The organism is Luteimonas sp. A537 (assembly GCF_054052065.1).
Genome location: NZ_JBSVRH010000004.1, coordinates 460,352 through 477,741 on the forward strand (window position 1 = coordinate 460,352; position 17,390 = coordinate 477,741).

Below are 17,390 nucleotides of genomic sequence, written 5' to 3' on the forward strand. Positions count from 1 at the left end.
TTGCCGAAAGGAAGCACCGCCCATGACCTTCGATTCCATTGCCGCATCCCCGTCCCACGCCGCCAACGCTGCGTTCGTCGACCGGCCCGGCGATTTCATCAGCCCCAGCGGCTATGACTACAACGACATCATGGGCGTGCGCGGCAGTCCGCACGTGACCCAGGCTTTCATCGACAAGGTGGAAGCCATCGCGGCGCGCATCGGCACCAAGCCCGAGTACCTGATGGCGGTGATGAGCTTCGAGTCGGGGCAGAGCTTCCGGCCGGACGTGGTGAACCCGCTCAGCGGCGCCACCGGGCTGATCCAGTTCATTCCGCCGACCGCGCAGGGCCTGGGCACCTCGACCTACGCGCTTTCACAGATGAGCGCGATCGAACAGCTGGACTATGTCGAGAAGTACTTCGGCACCTACAAGGGTGAACGGCTGGGCACGCTGGAAGGCCTGTACACCACCGTGCTTTACGGGCATCCGGTCTCCGACCCGGGCGCCACGTTGTTCGACAGGGGCGACGGCAAGGCCTATACCCAGAACGCCGGCCTGGACGCCAACCGCGACGGCCGCATCACCTCCGGCGAGGCGACCAGCCGCGTGCGCCAGCAGGCCACGACGGAGCTGCCGCCGCCGGGTGGCAACGTCTCCAACCCGGGGCCCACGCCCGATCCGGGCCCGGCACCGACTCCCACTCCAACGCCCACGCCGGCGCCATCCGGCGGCACCTACACCGTGCGAGCGGGTGACTCGCTGTGGGCGATCGCCAATGCCAACAACACCGACTGGCAGACCCTGGCCCAGCTCAACGGCCTGCGCGACGCCAACACCATCCATCCCGGCCAGGTACTGCAGCTTCCGGGCGGTGGCGGCCAGGCCGATCCGGGCTCCTATACCGTCCGCGCCGGCGACACGCTCTCGGGCATTGCCAGCGGATTGGGGACCGACTGGCAGACGCTGTCACGGCTGAACAGCCTGGGCGATCCGAACATGATCTATCCGGGCCAGGTGCTGCGGACGCCGGGTGGCGGCGATACCGCGCCGGCCACGGGCACGCATACCGTGCAGTCCGGCGAGAGCCTGTCGACGATCGCCGAGGCACGCGGCACCGACTGGCAGACGCTGGCCCGGCTCAACGGCCTGAGCAATCCCAACCTGATCTTCCCGGGGCAGGTGCTGAGGACGCCGGGTGGCGGCGACGCGCCGGCACCCACGCCGACGCCGGCACCGGTCCCGGAGACCGGCATGCATACCGTGCGGGCGGGGGAGACGCTGTCGGGCATCGCCGGCCAGTTCAACACCAGCTGGCAGACGCTGGCACAGCTCAACGGCCTGGCCAATCCGAACCTGATCCACGTCGGCCAGACGCTGACCGTGCCCGGCAACGGCGATGTGGCACCGGTGCCGAATCCGGTGCCGGGTCCCGGCGGTGCCAGCACCGATCGCAGCAGCTTCTTCCTGGCCCAGCCCGATGGCTGGTCCTGCGGCCCGACCTCGCTGACCATGGCGCTGGCCGCCTGGGGCGTGCGCCCGAACACCATCGCCACCCGCAACGAGGCGGTCGGCCTGATCGGGCAGAACTGGGGTGAGGGCGTGCCGGGCAACGCCTCGCTGATCGCCCAGGGCGCGCGCAACGCCGGCCTGCAGGCCAGCTTCAACCCCAGCGGCTCCGCGGCATCCGTGCGCGGCGCGCTCGAATCAGGCCAGACCGTGATCCTCAACGGCGGTTTGCCCGGCGGTGGCGGGCACTTCATCTATGTGGCCGGCATCGATGGCAACGGCAACTTCATCGTCGGCGACCCCGCGCGCCCCGGGATCACCACCATGACCGCCAGCCAGCTCGAGGCCTTCTCCTACGCCAATCCGGGCCAGCACCCGAACGGCTTTGCGGCGATCTGGAAGTAACAGGCGGGCAGGCCGGCACGGATCCGTGCCGGCCCTCACCGGCGGGCTCGCTGATGCGCCGGCAGGGCGCGGGTGCAGGGGTGGCTTCGTCGGAATCGTTCCGCTGGCGATGTTCCACCGGTAGAGTTCGAGCGGCGCTATGCGCAAAGCGGCCAGTGAGTGTCTGTGGAGTTCTGGCCGGTCCACCTGTCGCCGGAGCTCGTGATGAACAACCGCATCGCTGTGCGCACAACACGCTGGCCCGTCCGGGTCGCAAGCCTCCTCGTTCTCGCCGTCGGCCTGTTCATGACCGTCGGCGGTGCGCGCCTGGTGCTGCTGGGGGGCAGCGCGTACTTCGTGCTCGCCGGCCTCGCGCTGACGGTGTCCGCGGTGCTGATGTTCCGCGGTCGTCGCCTCGGCGCGTGGATCTACGCAGCGACGATGCTGGCCACGCTGGGCTGGGCGCTGTGGGATGCAGGACTGGAGACCTGGCCACTGATCTCGCGGCTGTTCGCATTCGGCGTGCTCAGCGTGCTGGTGGCGCTGGCCTACCCGTGGTTGGCGCGGATGGACGGGCGGCCGGCGCGGCGCGCGGCACCGTACGCGCTCGCCGGCGTGCTTGCCCTGGGCTTGGCGGCCGGCGTTGTGCTCATGTTCCGACCGGTGGTGCCGGTCCAGGCCGATGCCGACTCGACCCCGATGCCCGCGCCCGCGACGCCCATCGGTGACGGACGCTGGCAGGGCAACGACATTACCGGCATGCATTTCGCTACGCCGGACCAGATCACCCGCGACAACGTCGGCCGGCTGGAAGTGGCCTGGACCGCGCGCACCGGCGACATCCCCGAAAGCACCGGCTCCGGCGCCGAAGACCAGAACACCCCGCTGCAGATCGGCAGCGACCTGTTCGTCTGCACCGCCTACGGCACCGTCCTGGCGCTTGATGTCGATACCGGCCGGGAGCGGTGGCGCTTCAATCCGAAGGCCACTGCGCCGAACTGGCAGCGCTGCCGTGGACTCGGCTATCACGAGGCGACCGCCGCGCGGGCCGCTGAAGGGGTCTCCGCCGAGTCGCAGCCCACAACGATGTGCCCGCGCCGGCTGTTCCTGCCGACCCTCGACGCCCGCCTGATTGCGCTCGATGCCGACAGCGGACTGCCCTGCGCCGGCTTCGGCACTGGCGGCACCGTCGATCTCTCCATCGGCATGGGCGAGATCAAACCCGGCTACTACCAGCAGACCTCGACCCCGCTGGTCGCGGGCAACCTGGTCGTGGTCGGCGGCCGCGTCGCCGACAACTTCGCCGTCGACGAACCGCCCGGCGTGGTGCGCGCGTTCGATGCCATCACCGGCGCGCTGGTCTGGGCCTGGGACCCCGGCAATCCTGCTACCACCGGAATGCCGCCGGCGGGCGAGACCTACACCCGCGGCACCCCGAACGTCTGGGCGTCGATGTCGTATGACCCCGCGCTCGGCCTGATCTACGCGCCCACCGGGAACGCAACGCCCGACTTCTGGTCCGGCCACCGCAGTCAACTGGACGAGAAGTATTCGTCGGCCGTGGTCGCACTCGACGCCGCCACCGGCCGTCCGCGCTGGCATTTCCAGATGACCCATCGCGACCTGTGGGACTTCGACATCCCCGCGCAGCCGCTGCTCTACGACCTGCCAGATGGCGCGGGCGGCACCATGCCCGCGCTGGTGCAGATCACCAAGCAGGGCGAGATCTTCGTGCTCGACCGCCGCAGCGGCGTGCCGATCACCCGGGTCGTGGAAAAGCCCGTGCCGCAGGGGAGCCTGCCCGGCGAGCGCTACGCACGCACCCAGCCGTTTTCGGTGGGCATGCCGTCGATCGGCAATGCGACGCTCACCGAGTCGGACATGTGGGGCGCCACGCCACTCGACCAGCTGCTGTGCCGGATCCAGTTCAAGGCCATGCGCCACGAGGGCGTGTACACCCCGCCCGGGCTCGACCGTTCGCTGCAGATGCCCGGCTCGCTCGGCGGGATGAACTGGGGCGGTGCGTCGGTCGACCCGGCCACGCACACGCTTTTCATCAACGACATGCGCCTGGGACTGGCCAACTACATGGTCAGGCGCGCGGACGTGCCCACGTCCGCCAGCGGCATCGAGATGGGCATCGTGCCGATGGAGGGCACGCCCTACGGCGCGATGCGTGAGCGCTACATGTCGCAGCTCGGCGTGCCGTGCCAGAAGCCGCCGTTCGGCACCATGACCGCGATCGACCTGGTTGGCCGCAAGGTGCTGTGGCAGGTACCGATGGGCACCGTGCGCGATACCGGCCCGCTCGGGATCAAGATCGGGCTCCCGATCCCGATCGGGATGCCGACCCTCGGCCCCTCGCTGGCCACCGCATCCGGGCTCGTGTTCTTCGCCGGCACCCAGGACTACTACCTGCGCGCGCTCGACGCGCGCACCGGCAAGGAGCTGTGGAAGGGCCGGCTGCCGGTCGGCAGCCAGGGTGGCCCGGCCAGCTACGTCTCGCCGCGCACCGGCCGGCAGTACGTGGTAATCACCGCGGGCGGCGCACGCATGTCGCCGGACCGGGGTGACTACGTGGTCGCCTATGCGCTGCCCGGGGGTAACGAGGCGCGGACGCCGCAGTGACGCTGCTTTGACGGAAGGCCCGGCCTGTTTGCTTCCGCCCACTGTGGCGGCTCCGCGCGCTCGTATGGCAATCCCCCCACATGTACGCTACGGATCGCGCCGCCCTCGTTTTCCCAGCTTGCAAGTGCTTTCGCGCGAAGCTGCAACGGGGTCGGGAATTGCAGGTCTTCGTCAGGCATAAAAAGCTCCGAAGCAGCAAGGCTCGCACACTGGATTCAGTGGTAACCGACGGTCATCACATAGTCTCGAAGCAGCGATTCCTCGTACTCGACTTCCTGCATGAGCGCTTGCAGCGCATCGCGGGCATTGAGCACTCCCATTGGCCGGGAATCCTCGTCTGTCACCGGAACGTTCTTCAAGCCACGCGTTTTCATCTTCGACCACACCTCGTCCATCCGATCTCCGGGCCGACAAGCAAGAACATCGCGCACCATTACAGATGAAACCGCGGTGGTGCAGCCGCATCCTTGGCATCGACTGATCTGGTCGACGACGTTGGTCTTGGTCACGACGCCCACCAGCACACCATTCACGTCGCAAATCACCACAAGGTCGGTCCCGGTATTGCGCAAGAGTTTGGCGGCCTCGATGAGTTGCGCGTCGTCGGCAAGCATGACGAGCCGCTCGCGCGCTACAGGCAGCGATGCTTCAATGAATATCATGGTGCTCCTCCGGGTTCACGCTCGCGTTCATTTGAAGGCTGTTTGCAGGGTAGCCATGGCACCGGCAACGGCCAATGCGACACAGGCCAGGCGCATCGCTACCAGCACCGCGAACCTGGCAGGTGAGTGCATGTAATCCTCAATGACCACCTGCAGGCCGAGTGCCGTGTGATGGAACAACGCCAGCAGCAACAGGATCATCGCAACGGCATTCAATGGTGCTCTCAACCACGTCAGGAAGGTGGCGTGGTCACTGTGGGTATGCGCGATGAGCGACGCGACGAACCAGAGCGTGAGCGGGATGAGCGCAACGGCTGAAACGCGCTGGGCCCACCAGTGTTCGACGCCCGCCTTCGCCGATCCGAGCCCGGCCGCACGGGCCACGGGGGATCGCATGTCGTGACTGCCCATGTCCTAACTCGCTCTCAAGAGCATGGCGAGCACCCAGGCCAACACGGTCAACACCACACTCGCCACCACCACTGCCCAGCCAGACAAATAAATGGAACGCAGCTCGAATCCCTGCACGGCATCGAAGAACAGATGGCGGATGCCTCCGCAAAGATGCAAGAAGAACGCCGGAGTGGCTGCCACCAGCAGGGCTTGACCGACCCAAGAGCCGATAACGCTTTGTACGAGGCCATAGGGGCCCGGCCCTGATGCGGCAGCGAGCAACCAGAGCACCAACACGATGGCACACACGCTCAGCATGACGCCGGTGATGCGATTGACGATCGACAGGACCGAAGTCAGCTGCGGGCGATAGATCTGGATATTGGGAGATCGGGGCATCGGCCGTTTCCGCACAGGATTTGACGGTTTTTCCATGAGGTCCGCCGTCAGCCCCTGCGCTCGATCATCTGCCGCTTGATCTCCGCGATGGCCTTGCCCGGGTTCAGGCCCTTCGGACACGTCCGGGTGCAGTTGAGGATGGTGTGGCATCGGTAAAGGCGGAAGGGGTCTTCGAGTGCGTCGAGCCGTTCATCCGCTGCGTCGTCACGACTGTCGGCAAGCCAACGCCAAGCTTGGAGCAGTACCGCAGGGCCCAGGAAACGGTCGCCATTCCACCAATGACTGGGGCAGCCCGACGTGCAGCAGAAACATAGAATGCACTCGTAAAAACCATCGAGCTTGCGACGCTCCTCCACCGATTGAAGTCGTTCGCGCTCGGGTTCTGGCGTTCTGGACTTGAGCCATGGCTCGATCGCGGTGTATTGCGCGAACACATGCGTGAGGTCCGGAACAAGATCTTTGACGACCGGCATGTTCGCCAGTGGATAGATGGTTGCTGGCGAAGCCAGGTCGGTGATGAATCGCATGCAGGCGAGCCAGTTCGTGCCATCCATGGTCATGGCGCAGGAGCCGCAGATGCCTTCGCGGCATGAGCGTCGGAACGTAAGGGTTGGATCGACCTTGTTCTTGATCCAGAAAAGTGCGTCCAACGTCATTGGGCCGCAGTCGTCGAGATCGACTTCAAACGTATCCAGGCGCGGATTGGCCGTGGAATCTGGATCGTAGCGGTAGATCTGGAACCGTTTGGTTCGCGTCGCCCCGACAGGCACCGGCCACGTCTTGCCGTTCTTGATACGCGATTCCGGAGCTACCCCCATATTGCGCGGTACTGGAAAACGCTTGAGCAGGGTTGCGCGCGGAACCTGATCCGATCCCTCGATGATCATCAGTCGATCCGGGTCACGGGTGGGGGGCACCAGCTGGGTTGCGCGCGGCAAGTCATTGATCGGTTTGCGGGACATGATTTGTGGTTCGTGCCCGGCACCGAGAAAGGTCATGCAAAAGTAGTCCCGCAAGCGGGAGATCTCCGTGAAGGCCCTTCAAATGTGCGCGATCTGCGTCGCGCTTCTTGGATCAGGCGTCGCTGGTGCCGGAAACCGCCCCTGTCTGAGCGGTGCGATGTACCAGGCCGACTGCGTCGGTGCCGGAGTTGACCTTGGCCGAACTCCGGCGCATGAGGCTGCGGCCCTGGGCGGACGCCCCGGCGATGACCCGGCATTAACCCGGGGCCCATTAGCATGGCGGGCGCACCGCACCCAGGACAGGAGTCCACTTGACTTCCGTTTCCGACGCATTCGTGCTTTTCGGCGCCACCGGCGACCTTGCCTACAAGAAGATCTTTCCGGCATTGCAGGCGCTGGTCGCGCGCGGCCGCTTCGACATGCCGGTGATCGGCGTGGCCCGCGCCGGCTGGACGGTCGACCAGCTGCGCGAACGTGCCCGCGAGAGCCTGGTGCACAACGGCGGTGTGGATGAAGCCGCCTTCGCCCGGCTTGCCGCACAGCTGCGCTACATCGACGGCGACTACACCGACGCCGGCACCTTCGAGCGCCTGCGCAGGGAACTCGGGGCCGCGCAGCGGCCGCTGCACTACCTGGCCATCCCGCCGGGCCTGTTCGGGACCGTGGTCCGCGCGCTGGGCGCCAGCGGTTGCGCACGGGGCGCGCGGGTGGTGGTCGAGAAGCCCTTCGGCCGCGACCTGGCCTCGTCCCGGGTGCTCAACGCCACCCTGCACGAGGTGTTCCCGGAATCCTCGCTCTTCCGCATCGACCACTACCTGGGCAAGGAAGCAGTACAGAACCTGCTGTACTTCCGCTTCGCCAACGCCTTTCTCGAACCGCTGTGGAACCGGGAGTACGTCGACAACGTGCAGATCACCATGGCCGAGGCCTTTGGCGTGCAGGGCCGCGGCGGCTTCTACGACGGCGTCGGCGCGATCCGCGACGTGATCCAGAACCACCTCCTGCAAGTGGTCGCGCTGCTGGCGATGGACGCGCCGATCGGCGGCGATCCCGAGTCGATCCGGGCGGAGAAGCTGCGCCTGTTCCGCGCCATGCGCCCACTGGAGCCCGGCGAGCTGGTGCGCGGCCAGTTCCGCGGCTATCGCGACGAGCCGGGGGTGGCGAAGGATTCGGACGTGGAGACCTTCGCCGCGCTGCGCCTGTACATCGACACCTGGCGCTGGGCGGGGGTGCCGTTCTACATCCGCGCAGGCAAGTGCCTGCCGATCACCTCGACCCAGGTGATGGTGGACCTCAAGTGCCCGCCGCTGTCGATCTTCGACGAGAGCCAGCCGGCGCATTCAAACTATTTCCGCCTGCGCCTGAGCCCGGAAGTGGTGATCTCGACCGGTGTGCGGGTCAAGCGCGCCGGGGACCAGATGCGCGGCGAGGCCGTCGAACTGACCGCGCGCCACCAGCACGTCGACGAAAAGTCGCCGTACGAACGCCTGCTCGGCGATGCGGTGCGCGGCGACGCCGGCCTGTTCACCAGCGACGAAGCGGTGGAGGCCGCCTGGCGAGTCGTGGATCCGGTGCTGCAGGAACACGCGCCGGTCGAGTCTTACGAGCCGGGCAGCTGGGGGCCGGCGTCGGCGACCGGAATCGTTGTCAACGACGAAGGCTGGCACGACCCGCAGCCCGAGACGAGCGAGCCGTGCTAGACCGCGAGCCCGCCACCCCTGAACCCGCCACCGCTGAATCCGTATCGACACGACAGGAGTCGTCATGAACCACCTGCAATCCCTGCGCGAGCTCGGCCAGAGCCTGTGGCTGGACAACATCACCCGCGAGATCCTCGACGACGGCACGCTGCAGCGCTACATCGACGAGTACGCGATCACCGGCCTGACTTCGAATCCAACGATCTTCGACCAGGCGATCGGCGACAGCGACGCCTACGATGCCGGCATCGGCAAGAAATCCGCCGCCGGCAAGCGCGACGCCGAGCTGTTCGTCGAGCTGGCGCTGGAGGACCTGCGCCGGGCGGCGGACCTGTTCCGCCCCGTGTTCGATGCCACCGGCGGCGTCGACGGCTGGGTGTCGATGGAGCTCTCGCCGCTGCTGGCCGCAGACACCACCGGCAGCATCGAGGCCGCCAGGCGCATCCACGCGCAGGCCGGGCGCGACAACCTGTACGTAAAGATCCCGGGCACGCCGGAAGGCGTGTCGGCGATCGAGGAATCGATCTTCGCCGGCGTGCCGATCAACGTGACCCTGCTGTTCTCCATGCAGCAGTATGTCGCGGCGGCAGACGCGTACATGCGCGGCATCGAGCGGCGCATCGAGGCCGGCCTGGACCCGGTGGTGGGCTCGGTCGCTTCGCTGTTCATCAGCCGCTGGGACAGGGCCAGCGCGGAGCAACTGCCGGAAGAGCTGCACAACCGCCTGGGCATCGCGGTGGGGCAGCAGACCTATCGCGCCTATCGCGATCTGCTGGCTTCGGATCGCTGGAAAAAGCTCGCCGCGGCAGGCGCGCGGCCCCAGCGCCTGCTGTGGGCAAGCACCGGCACCAAGGACCCGAAGGCGTCCGACACGCTCTACGTCGAAGCGCTGGCCGCACCCGACACGATCAACACGGTGCCCGAGAAGACGCTGCATGCCTTCGCCGACCACGGCAAGGTGCGCGGCGCGCTGGCCGACGATGGCGGCGACTTCGCCACCACGCTTGCGAAGATCGCCGCGGCCGGAGTCGACATCGACGCGCTGGCCGCGCAGCTGCAGCGCGACGGCGCCGACGCCTTCGTCAAGTCCTGGAACCAGCTGCTGCAGCGCATCGCCGACAAGGCGCGGTCGCTGGCCGGCGGCCGCTGAGCAAGGTGGCCATGGACACGAACATCAGCCCGATGGCCGGCAAGCCGGCGCAGCCCGCGCAGCTCGTCGACATCGACAAGCTGCTTGCCGCCTATTTCGACGTGACGCCGGATCCGTCGGTCGCCGCGCAGCGCGTGGCGTTTGGTACCTCCGGCCACCGCGGCAGTTCGCTGGACGGCAGCTTCAACGAGCACCATGTGCTTGCCATCACCCAGGCGATCTGCGAATACCGCAAGGCGCAGGGCGTCGACGGGCCGCTGTTCCTCGGCATCGACACCCACGCGCTGTCCGCACCCGCGCGCGACAGCGCGCTGGAGGTGCTGGCCGCGAACGGCGTGGAAGTGCGGATCGCGCAGGGCGACGAGTTCACGCCCACGCCCGCGGTTTCGCATGCGATCCTCGTCCACAACCGCGACCGTGACTCGCACCTGGCCGACGGCATCGTCGTCACGCCTTCGCACAATCCGCCTGGCGACGGCGGCTTCAAGTACAACCCGGCCAACGGCGGGCCGGCCGACACCGCGATCACCCGTCAGGTGCAGGACCGCGCCAACGCGCTGCTAGAAGCGGGCCTCAAGGGCGTGGCGCGCGTGCCGCTGGCGCAGGCGCACGCCGCGAATACCACGCGCGAACACGATTTCCTCGATCACTACGTCGCCGACCTCGGCAACGTCCTCGACTTCGACCTGATCCGCGGCTCCGGCGTGCGCATGGGCGTCGATCCGCTGGGCGGTGCCGGCGTGCACTACTGGGCGCGCATCGCCGAGCGCTATCGGCTGGATCTCGATGTCGTCAGCGAGCAGGTCGACCCCACGTTCGCCTTCATGACCCGCGACTGGGACGGCAAGATCCGCATGGACCCGTCATCGTCGTACGCGATGCAGCGGCTGATCGGGATGAAGGACCGCTATGACGTCGCCTTCGCCTGCGACACCGACCATGATCGCCACGGCGTGGTGACGAAGGCGGGCCTGCTGCCGTCGAACCACTACATGGCCGCGATGGTCGACGACCTGTTCCGCCACCGCCCGCAGTGGGACGCGAATGCCGCCGTGGGCAAGACCGTGGTCAGCAGCAGCATGATCGACCGCGTCGCCAAGCAACTCGGGCGCAGGCTGTACGAAACGCCGGTAGGCTTCAAATGGTTCGCCGACGGCCTGTTCGACGGTTCGCTGGGTCTGGGCGGCGAGGAAAGCGCGGGCGCCAGCTTCCTGCGCCGGGACGGCACGGCCTGGACCACAGACAAGGACGGCATCGCACCGGCGCTGTTCGCCGCCGAACTCACCGCGCGCCATGGGCACGACCCGGCCGAACACTACCGCGGGCTGTGCGAGGCCTTCGGCGAGGTCTTCTCTGACCGCGTTGAGGCGTCGGCCAGCGCACAGCAGAAGAACGTGCTGGCGAAGCTTTCACCCGGCCAGCTGAAGGCCGACAAGCTCGCGGGCGCCGACATCCGCCAGGTACTGGACAAGGCGCCTGGCAACGACGCGCCGATCGGCGGCATCAAGGTCGTCGCCGACAATGGCTGGTTCGCCGCACGGCCGTCGGGCACCGAGGACATCTACAAGATCTACGGCGAGAGCTTCGAGAGCCCCGATCACCTGCAAGCGATCCTCGCCGAGGCGCAGGGCATCGTCGATGCGGCGCTCGCCAAGAACTGAAGAACCCGTTCCTTCTGGGAGCGGGCATGGCCGCGATCTTCTGTAAAGCCCAGGCCTGGCCGCCCCCCCCCCCCCACAACGGAGCAGGATCATGGCCCCCCAACAAGCATCCGCCTCCCTCGACCAGCGCTGCATCGACACGCTGCGCTTCCTTTCCGTCGACATGGTGCAGAAGGCCGACAGCGGCCATCCCGGCCTGCCGCTTGGCGCCGCGCCGATGGCCTACGTGCTGTGGCAGCGATTCCTGAAGTACAACCCGGCCAATCCGCTGTGGTCGGACCGGGACCGATTCGTGCTCTCCGCCGGCCACGGCTCGGCGCTGCTGTACAGCCTGCTGCACGTCACCGGCTACGACCTGACGCTCGACGACATCAAGCAGTTCCGGCAGTGGGGCAGCAAGGCCCCCGGACACCCCGAGCGCGGCCACACGCCGGGCGTGGAAGTCACCACCGGGCCGCTGGGGCAGGGCTTCGCCAACGCCGTGGGCATGGCGATGGCCGAGGCGCAGTTGGCGGCGCGCTACAACCGCCGGGGCCACGTCGTCGTCGACCACCGCACTTGGGTCATCGCCAGCGACGGCGACCTGATGGAAGGCGTCGCCTCCGAGGCCGCATCGCTTGCCGGGCACCTGAAGCTGGGCAAGCTCAACGTGCTCTACGACGACAACAGCGTGACCTTGGCCGCCGGCACCGACATCACCTTCACCGAGGATCGCGCCGCACGATTTTTCGCCTACGACTGGCACGTGGAAGCCGTAGACGACGGCAACGATGTCGCCGCGATCGAACGGGCACTGCAGCGGGCGCACGACGAAACCGCGCGGCCGTCGCTGGTGCTGGTGCGCACCCACATCGGCTATGGCTCGCCGGAGCAGGACAGCTACAAGGCCCACGGCTCGCCGCTGGGCGAGGAGGGCGTGGCGGCGACCAAGCGCAAGCTCGGCTGGCCCGAGCAGCCGGCGTTCCTGCTGCCCGACGACGCGATGGCGCACTTCCGCTCCGCGCTCGACCGCGGCAAGCGCGGGCAGGACGCGTGGCAGCAACGTTTAGATACCTACGCCGATGCCTATGCCGATGACGCGCGCGAGCTCCGCACCAGCCTCGAAGCGACTTTGCCCGACGGCTGGGACGCGGACATTCCGGTGTTCCCCGCGGACGCCAAGGGCATGGCCACGCGCGAAGCCGGCGGCAAGGTGCTGTCAGCGATCGCGCCGAAGCTGCCGGCGCTGACCGGCGGTTCGGCGGACCTCGATCCTTCGACCTACACCGCGGTGAAGGGCCTGGGCGACTTCGACCCGCGCGCCACGCCGGGCGAGGACGAGCAGGGCTCGGCCGGCGGCGGCTGGAGTTATTCGGGCCGCAACCTGCACTTCGGCGTTCGCGAGCACGCGATGGGCGCCATCTGCAACGGGCTGGCCGCGCACGGCGGCATCATTCCCTACGACGCGACCTTCCTGATCTTCTCCGACTACATGCGCCCGCCGATGCGCCTGGCCGCGTTGATGCGCCTGCACGTGGTGCACGTGTTCACCCACGACAGCATCGCGCTGGGCGAGGACGGTCCGACGCACCAGCCGGTGGAGCAGCTTTCAGGCCTGCGTTCGGTGCCGGGGCTGCTGGTGATCCGGCCCGCGGATGCGAACGAAACGGCCGTCGCCTGGCGCGTTGCCATCGAAGCACGCGACCGGCCGGTCACGCTGGCGCTTTCGCGGCAGAAAGTGCCCACGCTTGATCGCGACAAGTACGCATCGGCCGATGGCCTGCGCAAGGGCGCCTATGTATTGCTCGATGCGGAAGGCGGCAAACCCGACGTCATCGTGATCGGCACCGGCGCGGAAACCGGTCTCGCGCTGGCCGCCGTGGAGAAACTGCAGGGCGAAGGCGTCGCCGCGCGCGCGGTGTCGATGCCGTGCTGGGAGCTGTTCGACGAACAGCCGCAGGAATTCCGTGAATCCGTGCTGCCGTCGTCCGTGCCTGCGCGACTGGCGGTGGAAGCGGGGTCGCCGCAGGGCTGGCACCGCTACGTCGGCGACCACGGCGACGTGCTCGGCGTCGACCGCTTCGGTGCTTCGGCACCGGGCAGCGAGATGCTGGAGCGCTACGGGTTCACCGTTGACAACGTATGCGCGCGCGCCCGTGCGCTGCTCGGAACGGAGCCAAGCTGATGGCGGGTGCGCCTATTCCTTCTTCATCGCATGCCCACCGAACTCGTTGCGCATCGCCGACAGCAGCCGGTCGGCGAACGATTCGCCGTCGCGCGAGCGCAGGCGGGCGATCAGGGACTGGGTGATCACCGGCGCCGGCACGTTGAGGTCGATCGCCTCGGCCACGGTCCAGCGGCCTTCGCCCGAGTCGGGCACGAACGGCGCGATACCGTCCATCGTCGGGTTCTTGCCCAGCGCGTCAGCGGTCAGGTCCAGCAGCCAGGAGCGCACGACGCTGCCAGTGCGCCAGATCTCGGCCACCTGGTGCAGGTCGAGGCCGAATTCCTGCTTGTGCCCGAGGATCGAGAAGCCTTCCGCATAGGCCTGCATCAGTCCGTACTCGATGCCGTTGTGGACCATCTTGGTGAAGTGCCCCGACCCGGACGGCCCGACGTGGCCCCAGCCCTGGTCCTTGCCCGGCGCCAGCGTCTCGAACACCGGCCGCAGTCGCTCGACCGCATCGGTTTCGCCGCCGACCATCATGCTGTAGCCCTCGGCAAGACCCCACACGCCGCCGCTGGTGCCGCAATCGACGTAGTGCAGGCCTTTGCCGGCGACGGCCCTGGCGCGATCCACGGTGTCCTTGTAGTTGGAATTGCCGCCGTCGACGATGGTGTCCCCTGCCGCCAGCAGCTCGACGAGCGCATCCACCGTGCTGCCGGTGATGGCCCCGGCCGGCACCATCATCCAGGCCACGCGTGGCGACGACAGCTTGCCGACGAGCTCCTCCAGCGAGGTGGCGGACTCCGCGCCGAAGCCCTCGGCCAGTGAACGCGCCTCGGGTTTCGGGTCGAAACCGACCACGCGGTGGCCGCCGCGCACCAGGCGCTGCGCCATGTTCGCGCCCATCTTGCCCAAGCCGATCATGCCAAGTTCCATGTCTTCCTCCTCGTTGTGCAACCGCGCTGCTCGTCACGCCCCTGGCGACACAGGATGCTCGAGGCACCAGGCCCGCGCCGCCGCGCCGATCGCGGACGACTCGGTCGGGTAAGGGTGGATGACCCGCGCCAGCCCGCGCACGCCGGTGCCGTTGACCATCGCCTGGGTCACCTGACCGATCAGCTCGCCGGCGCGGCGGGACACGATCGTCGCTCCCAGGATGCGGTCGGAGCCGTCGGCGATGTGCAGCTTGATGAAGCCAATCTCGTCGCCGTCGAGCACCGCCCGGTCCACCGCGTGCAGCGGGATCGTGCTGGTGGAGATGGGGATTCCGCGCAGCATTGCCTCGCGCACGTACAGGCCCACGTGTGCGATCTCCGGATCGGTATACGTACACCACGGAATCACCAGATCGCCCAGGCGCTGCCGTTCACCGCGCAGGGCATTGGCCACCGCCATGCGCCCGGTGGCCACGGCGACATGGGTGAATCGGTGGGCCATGCAGACATCGCCGGCCGCGTAGATCGTGGGGTTCGCCGTGCACAGGTGATCGTCCACCCGGATGCCTTCGACCGCATCATGTCCGACACCTGCCGCCTCCAGGCCCATGTCGTCGATGCGCGGCAGCCGCCCGGTGCCGACCAGCACGGCATCGGCAACCACGCTCGTCACGTAGTCGTCGGTGCGCAGGTCGGCGTGGATCCCGTCGCCGACGCGACGCACGGCGGTCACCTCGGTATTCAGGCGCACCTCAATCCCGTCGCGAGCGAACGCCACCGACAGGATCTGCGCCGCATCGCGCTCTTCGTGGGGCAGGAACAGCGGCATGTCCTGGACGATGATCACGCGACTGCCGAAGCGGCGAAACACCTGCGCCAGTTCGCAGCCCAGGGGGCCGCCGCCGATGACCAGCAGCCGCCGGGGCAGGGCGGCGATGCCGAAGATCGTTTCGTTGGTCAGGTAGCCCACGTCGCGCAGGCCTGGGATGTCGGGCACGTCGGGCTCGGCACCGGTCGCGATCAAGGCCTTGTCGAACCGCAGCTGCACGCCGTCCAGTTCCAACCGGTCCGTGGCCTTGAACATGGCATGGCCGAAGAACAGGTCGATGCCGGCTTCGCGCAGCATCCGCGGCGAGCTGGCGCGGCTCATGCGCGCGCGCAGCCGCAGCACGCGCTCCATCGCGGCGTGGAAATCCACCTCGACCCGTGGCGGTACGATGGCGCCGTATTTCCGGGCATCGCGCATTTCCGCGTACACACGAGCGGTGCGTACCAGGGCCTTGGAGGGCTGGCAGCCGAAGCTGAGGCGGTCACCGCCGAGCAGGTCGCGCTCCACCAGCGCAACGCGCGCGCCGGTGGCGGCAGCATCCTGCGCGGCCGCCAGGCCGGCGGCGCCAGCACCGACGACGACCAGCCCGTAGCGTTCGGCCGGCTCGGGATTGCGCCATCGGGCCGGGCGTAGATTGTCGTGCAGTTCGTCACGGACGAACGGGTCGACCACGGTGCCGATGCCGATGCCGGAGTCGCGGTGGTGCATCAGCCTCGCTCCCCGTCGCACGCGGCGATATCGAGCCAGCCGCCTTCGAAGCCCGCGCGGCGCAGCCCGTCGACCACGTACCGGCAGCGGCGCATCAGCGCCCAGGGCAGGCCGGTCCGATGGTTTTCCAGCATCAACACGATGATGCCCTGGTCGAGCCCGAACAGGCCGGGCGATACCCACGCCTTTCCGGCCTTGTCGCGCAGGTCGGCGTTGAAGCCGCTGGTGAAGCCGTGTTCGTGGACGATCTCCGGATGGCGTCGGCTCATCGTGCCGATGGCCTCGAGCGCAAGTTCCGGTTCGAACGGCACGCTCGCCAGCACCGCCGGCGGCGACAGGGTGCCGTCGTCCGGCCCGTAGGGCACGCCGCGCGCGGCATAGCCGAACAGGTGTCGCGGCTCCGCATCCACTCCCTGTACTTCGTCGGTCGGTCCCTCGCAGGCGCTCAGGCCCCAGCAATCCTGCCCGTAGCCCCGGTGGCCGCGCGGGTTGATGCAGGCATAGGCGCGCTGCACATGGATGGCGCGACGGCTGTTCTCGAAATAGTCGCAGGCCTTCTGGCGCATGAAGCTGTCGCGGATGCCGCGGAAGTCGATCCACGCGTGCGAGAACTGGTGGATGAACAGCGGGCCGGCGTACAGGAAGCCGTGGCCATAGAGATTCTCCCACTGGTAGGTGCTGGTCCAGGCCCGGTAGCAGTCCTCGCCGATAGGGTAGGTGGGCGAACCCAGGGCAAGCACGTACAGCACGATCGCCTCGCTGTAGCCTTCCCAGCCGTAGTGAAGGAAGCCGCACTCGGGCTTCCAGCCCTGCATGATCGTTTCGCCGCCGTCTTGCGCCCAGCGCCAGTCGATGCGGCGGTACAACCCGTCGGCAATGGTGCGCAGCTCCGCCTCGTCGGGCGTGTCGGCATCGAAGTAGCGGCTGGCCATGAGCGCCCCGATGATCAGCAGTGCAGTGTCGATCATCGACAGCTCGCAGCGCCAGACGCGGGTGCCGGTGTCGCGGTCGAGGAAGTGGAAGTAGAAGCCCTTGTGTCCCGTGGAACCTGGACTGCCGTCCTGGTTGCTGTCGCGGAAGAAGCGCAGCGCGGCGGCGCAATGTTCGACCGCTTCGGCCCGCCCGATCCAGCCGCGTTCGACCGCGACCGGGTAGGTCGACAGCGCGAACCCGACGACCGCGATGCTGACCGGCGACCATTCGCGCGAGGTGTCGGCGTACAGGCCGTTGACCGGGTTGCGGTGCCGCAGGAAGTAGCCGAAGGCGGCGCGCTGGTAGTGCTCCAGCAAGGGTTCGCCAGCCTCCGCGATGCTGTTTTGTATCGTCTTCGGCACGTTGGCTGCA

Annotated in this window: 13 protein-coding genes; 6 read left to right on the forward strand and 7 right to left on the reverse strand. The window is 67.9% G+C overall.

Translation table 11 applies throughout. From position 1 onward, the window contains the following. The first annotated feature begins 22 nt into the window (after positions 1–22). The gene (locus tag ACW7GZ_RS12880; RefSeq protein WP_457009568.1) at positions 23–1,894 is read left to right on the forward strand and encodes a LysM peptidoglycan-binding domain-containing protein; all 1,872 of its coding nucleotides are present in this window, start codon (positions 23–25) and stop codon (positions 1,892–1,894) included. 204 nt (positions 1,895–2,098) lie between these two features. After that, complete coding sequence (locus ACW7GZ_RS12885) at positions 2,099–4,501, forward strand: membrane-bound PQQ-dependent dehydrogenase, glucose/quinate/shikimate family (protein WP_457002646.1); 2,403 nt, start codon at positions 2,099–2,101, stop codon at positions 4,499–4,501. A gap of 215 nt (positions 4,502–4,716) precedes the next feature. Here the strand turns inward: ACW7GZ_RS12885 and ACW7GZ_RS12890 are convergent, their stop codons facing one another. Genes ACW7GZ_RS12890 through ACW7GZ_RS12905 form a run of 4 tightly spaced genes read right to left on the reverse strand, consistent with a single transcriptional unit; the run spans position 4,717 to position 6,842 of the window. Beyond that, the gene (locus ACW7GZ_RS12890; RefSeq protein WP_457002648.1) at positions 4,717–5,163 is read right to left on the reverse strand and encodes a CBS domain-containing protein; all 447 of its coding nucleotides are present in this window, start codon (positions 5,161–5,163) and stop codon (positions 4,717–4,719) included. Between the two features lie 27 nt (positions 5,164–5,190). Continuing rightward, positions 5,191–5,574: a succinate dehydrogenase, hydrophobic membrane anchor protein gene (gene sdhD, locus ACW7GZ_RS12895; protein WP_457009570.1), complete on the reverse strand. Its 384-nt coding sequence runs from the start codon at positions 5,572–5,574 to the stop codon at positions 5,191–5,193. Between the two features lie 3 nt (positions 5,575–5,577). Beyond that, the gene (gene sdhC / locus ACW7GZ_RS12900; RefSeq protein WP_457009572.1) at positions 5,578–5,955 is read right to left on the reverse strand and encodes a succinate dehydrogenase, cytochrome b556 subunit; all 378 of its coding nucleotides are present in this window, start codon (positions 5,953–5,955) and stop codon (positions 5,578–5,580) included. Between the two features lie 47 nt (positions 5,956–6,002). Then, on the reverse strand, positions 6,003–6,842 hold the full coding sequence (locus tag ACW7GZ_RS12905) for a succinate dehydrogenase iron-sulfur subunit (protein WP_457009632.1): 840 nt from the start codon (positions 6,840–6,842) through the stop codon (positions 6,003–6,005). A gap of 386 nt (positions 6,843–7,228) precedes the next feature. Here ACW7GZ_RS12905 and zwf point away from each other — a divergent pair, with 386 nt between their 5' ends. From zwf to tkt, 4 genes are all read left to right on the forward strand, one after another. Continuing rightward, positions 7,229–8,617, forward strand: coding sequence for a glucose-6-phosphate dehydrogenase (zwf, locus tag ACW7GZ_RS12910; protein WP_457009574.1), 1,389 nt, complete (start codon positions 7,229–7,231; stop codon positions 8,615–8,617). Positions 8,618–8,681: 64 nt separating this feature from the next. Then, a complete protein-coding gene (tal, locus tag ACW7GZ_RS12915) occupies positions 8,682–9,767 on the forward strand; it encodes a transaldolase (protein ID WP_457009576.1) in 1,086 nt (361 codons plus the stop codon). Between the two features lie 11 nt (positions 9,768–9,778). After that, positions 9,779–11,428 (forward strand): phosphoglucomutase (alpha-D-glucose-1,6-bisphosphate-dependent), encoded by a 1,650-nt coding sequence (gene pgm / locus ACW7GZ_RS12920; protein ID WP_457009578.1) that lies wholly within the window; start codon positions 9,779–9,781, stop codon positions 11,426–11,428. A gap of 91 nt (positions 11,429–11,519) precedes the next feature. Beyond that, positions 11,520–13,592, forward strand: coding sequence for a transketolase (gene tkt, locus ACW7GZ_RS12925; protein ID WP_457009580.1), 2,073 nt, complete (start codon positions 11,520–11,522; stop codon positions 13,590–13,592). A gap of 12 nt (positions 13,593–13,604) precedes the next feature. On the opposite strand, the gene gnd is transcribed toward tkt, so the two are convergent. The 3 genes from gnd to ACW7GZ_RS12940 are packed head-to-tail and all read right to left on the reverse strand — an operon-like array spanning position 13,605 to position 17,380. Further along, positions 13,605–14,510 (reverse strand): phosphogluconate dehydrogenase (NAD(+)-dependent, decarboxylating), encoded by a 906-nt coding sequence (gnd, locus tag ACW7GZ_RS12930; RefSeq protein ID WP_457009582.1) that lies wholly within the window; start codon positions 14,508–14,510, stop codon positions 13,605–13,607. 33 nt (positions 14,511–14,543) lie between these two features. Continuing rightward, on the reverse strand, positions 14,544–16,046 hold the full coding sequence (locus ACW7GZ_RS12935) for a mercuric reductase (RefSeq protein WP_457009584.1): 1,503 nt from the start codon (positions 16,044–16,046) through the stop codon (positions 14,544–14,546). Beyond that, a complete protein-coding gene (locus ACW7GZ_RS12940) occupies positions 16,046–17,380 on the reverse strand; it encodes a glucoamylase family protein (RefSeq protein WP_457009586.1) in 1,335 nt (444 codons plus the stop codon). Before ACW7GZ_RS12940 ends, ACW7GZ_RS12935 begins: the two co-directional genes overlap by 1 nt. Between the last annotated feature and the right edge of the window lie 10 nt (positions 17,381–17,390).

Excerpts from the sequence above, each read along its gene's own strand:
- ACW7GZ_RS12880 (WP_457009568.1), top strand. The coding sequence starts at position 23 with ATGACCTTCGATTCCATTGCCGCATCCCCGTCCCACGCCGCCAACGCT.
- ACW7GZ_RS12885 (WP_457002646.1), top strand. The coding sequence starts at position 2,099 with ATGAACAACCGCATCGCTGTGCGCACAACACGCTGGCCCGTCCGGGTC.
- ACW7GZ_RS12890 (WP_457002648.1), bottom strand. The coding sequence starts at position 5,163 with ATGATATTCATTGAAGCATCGCTGCCTGTAGCGCGCGAGCGGCTCGTC.
- sdhD (WP_457009570.1), bottom strand. The coding sequence starts at position 5,574 with ATGGGCAGTCACGACATGCGATCCCCCGTGGCCCGTGCGGCCGGGCTC.
- sdhC (WP_457009572.1), bottom strand. The coding sequence starts at position 5,955 with ATGCCCCGATCTCCCAATATCCAGATCTATCGCCCGCAGCTGACTTCG.
- ACW7GZ_RS12905 (WP_457009632.1), bottom strand. The coding sequence starts at position 6,842 with ATGATCATCGAGGGATCGGATCAGGTTCCGCGCGCAACCCTGCTCAAG.
- tal (WP_457009576.1), top strand. The coding sequence starts at position 8,682 with ATGAACCACCTGCAATCCCTGCGCGAGCTCGGCCAGAGCCTGTGGCTG.
- pgm (WP_457009578.1), top strand. The coding sequence starts at position 9,779 with ATGGACACGAACATCAGCCCGATGGCCGGCAAGCCGGCGCAGCCCGCG.
- tkt (WP_457009580.1), top strand. The coding sequence starts at position 11,520 with ATGGCCCCCCAACAAGCATCCGCCTCCCTCGACCAGCGCTGCATCGAC.
- gnd (WP_457009582.1), bottom strand. The coding sequence starts at position 14,510 with ATGGAACTTGGCATGATCGGCTTGGGCAAGATGGGCGCGAACATGGCG.
- ACW7GZ_RS12935 (WP_457009584.1), bottom strand. The coding sequence starts at position 16,046 with ATGCACCACCGCGACTCCGGCATCGGCATCGGCACCGTGGTCGACCCG.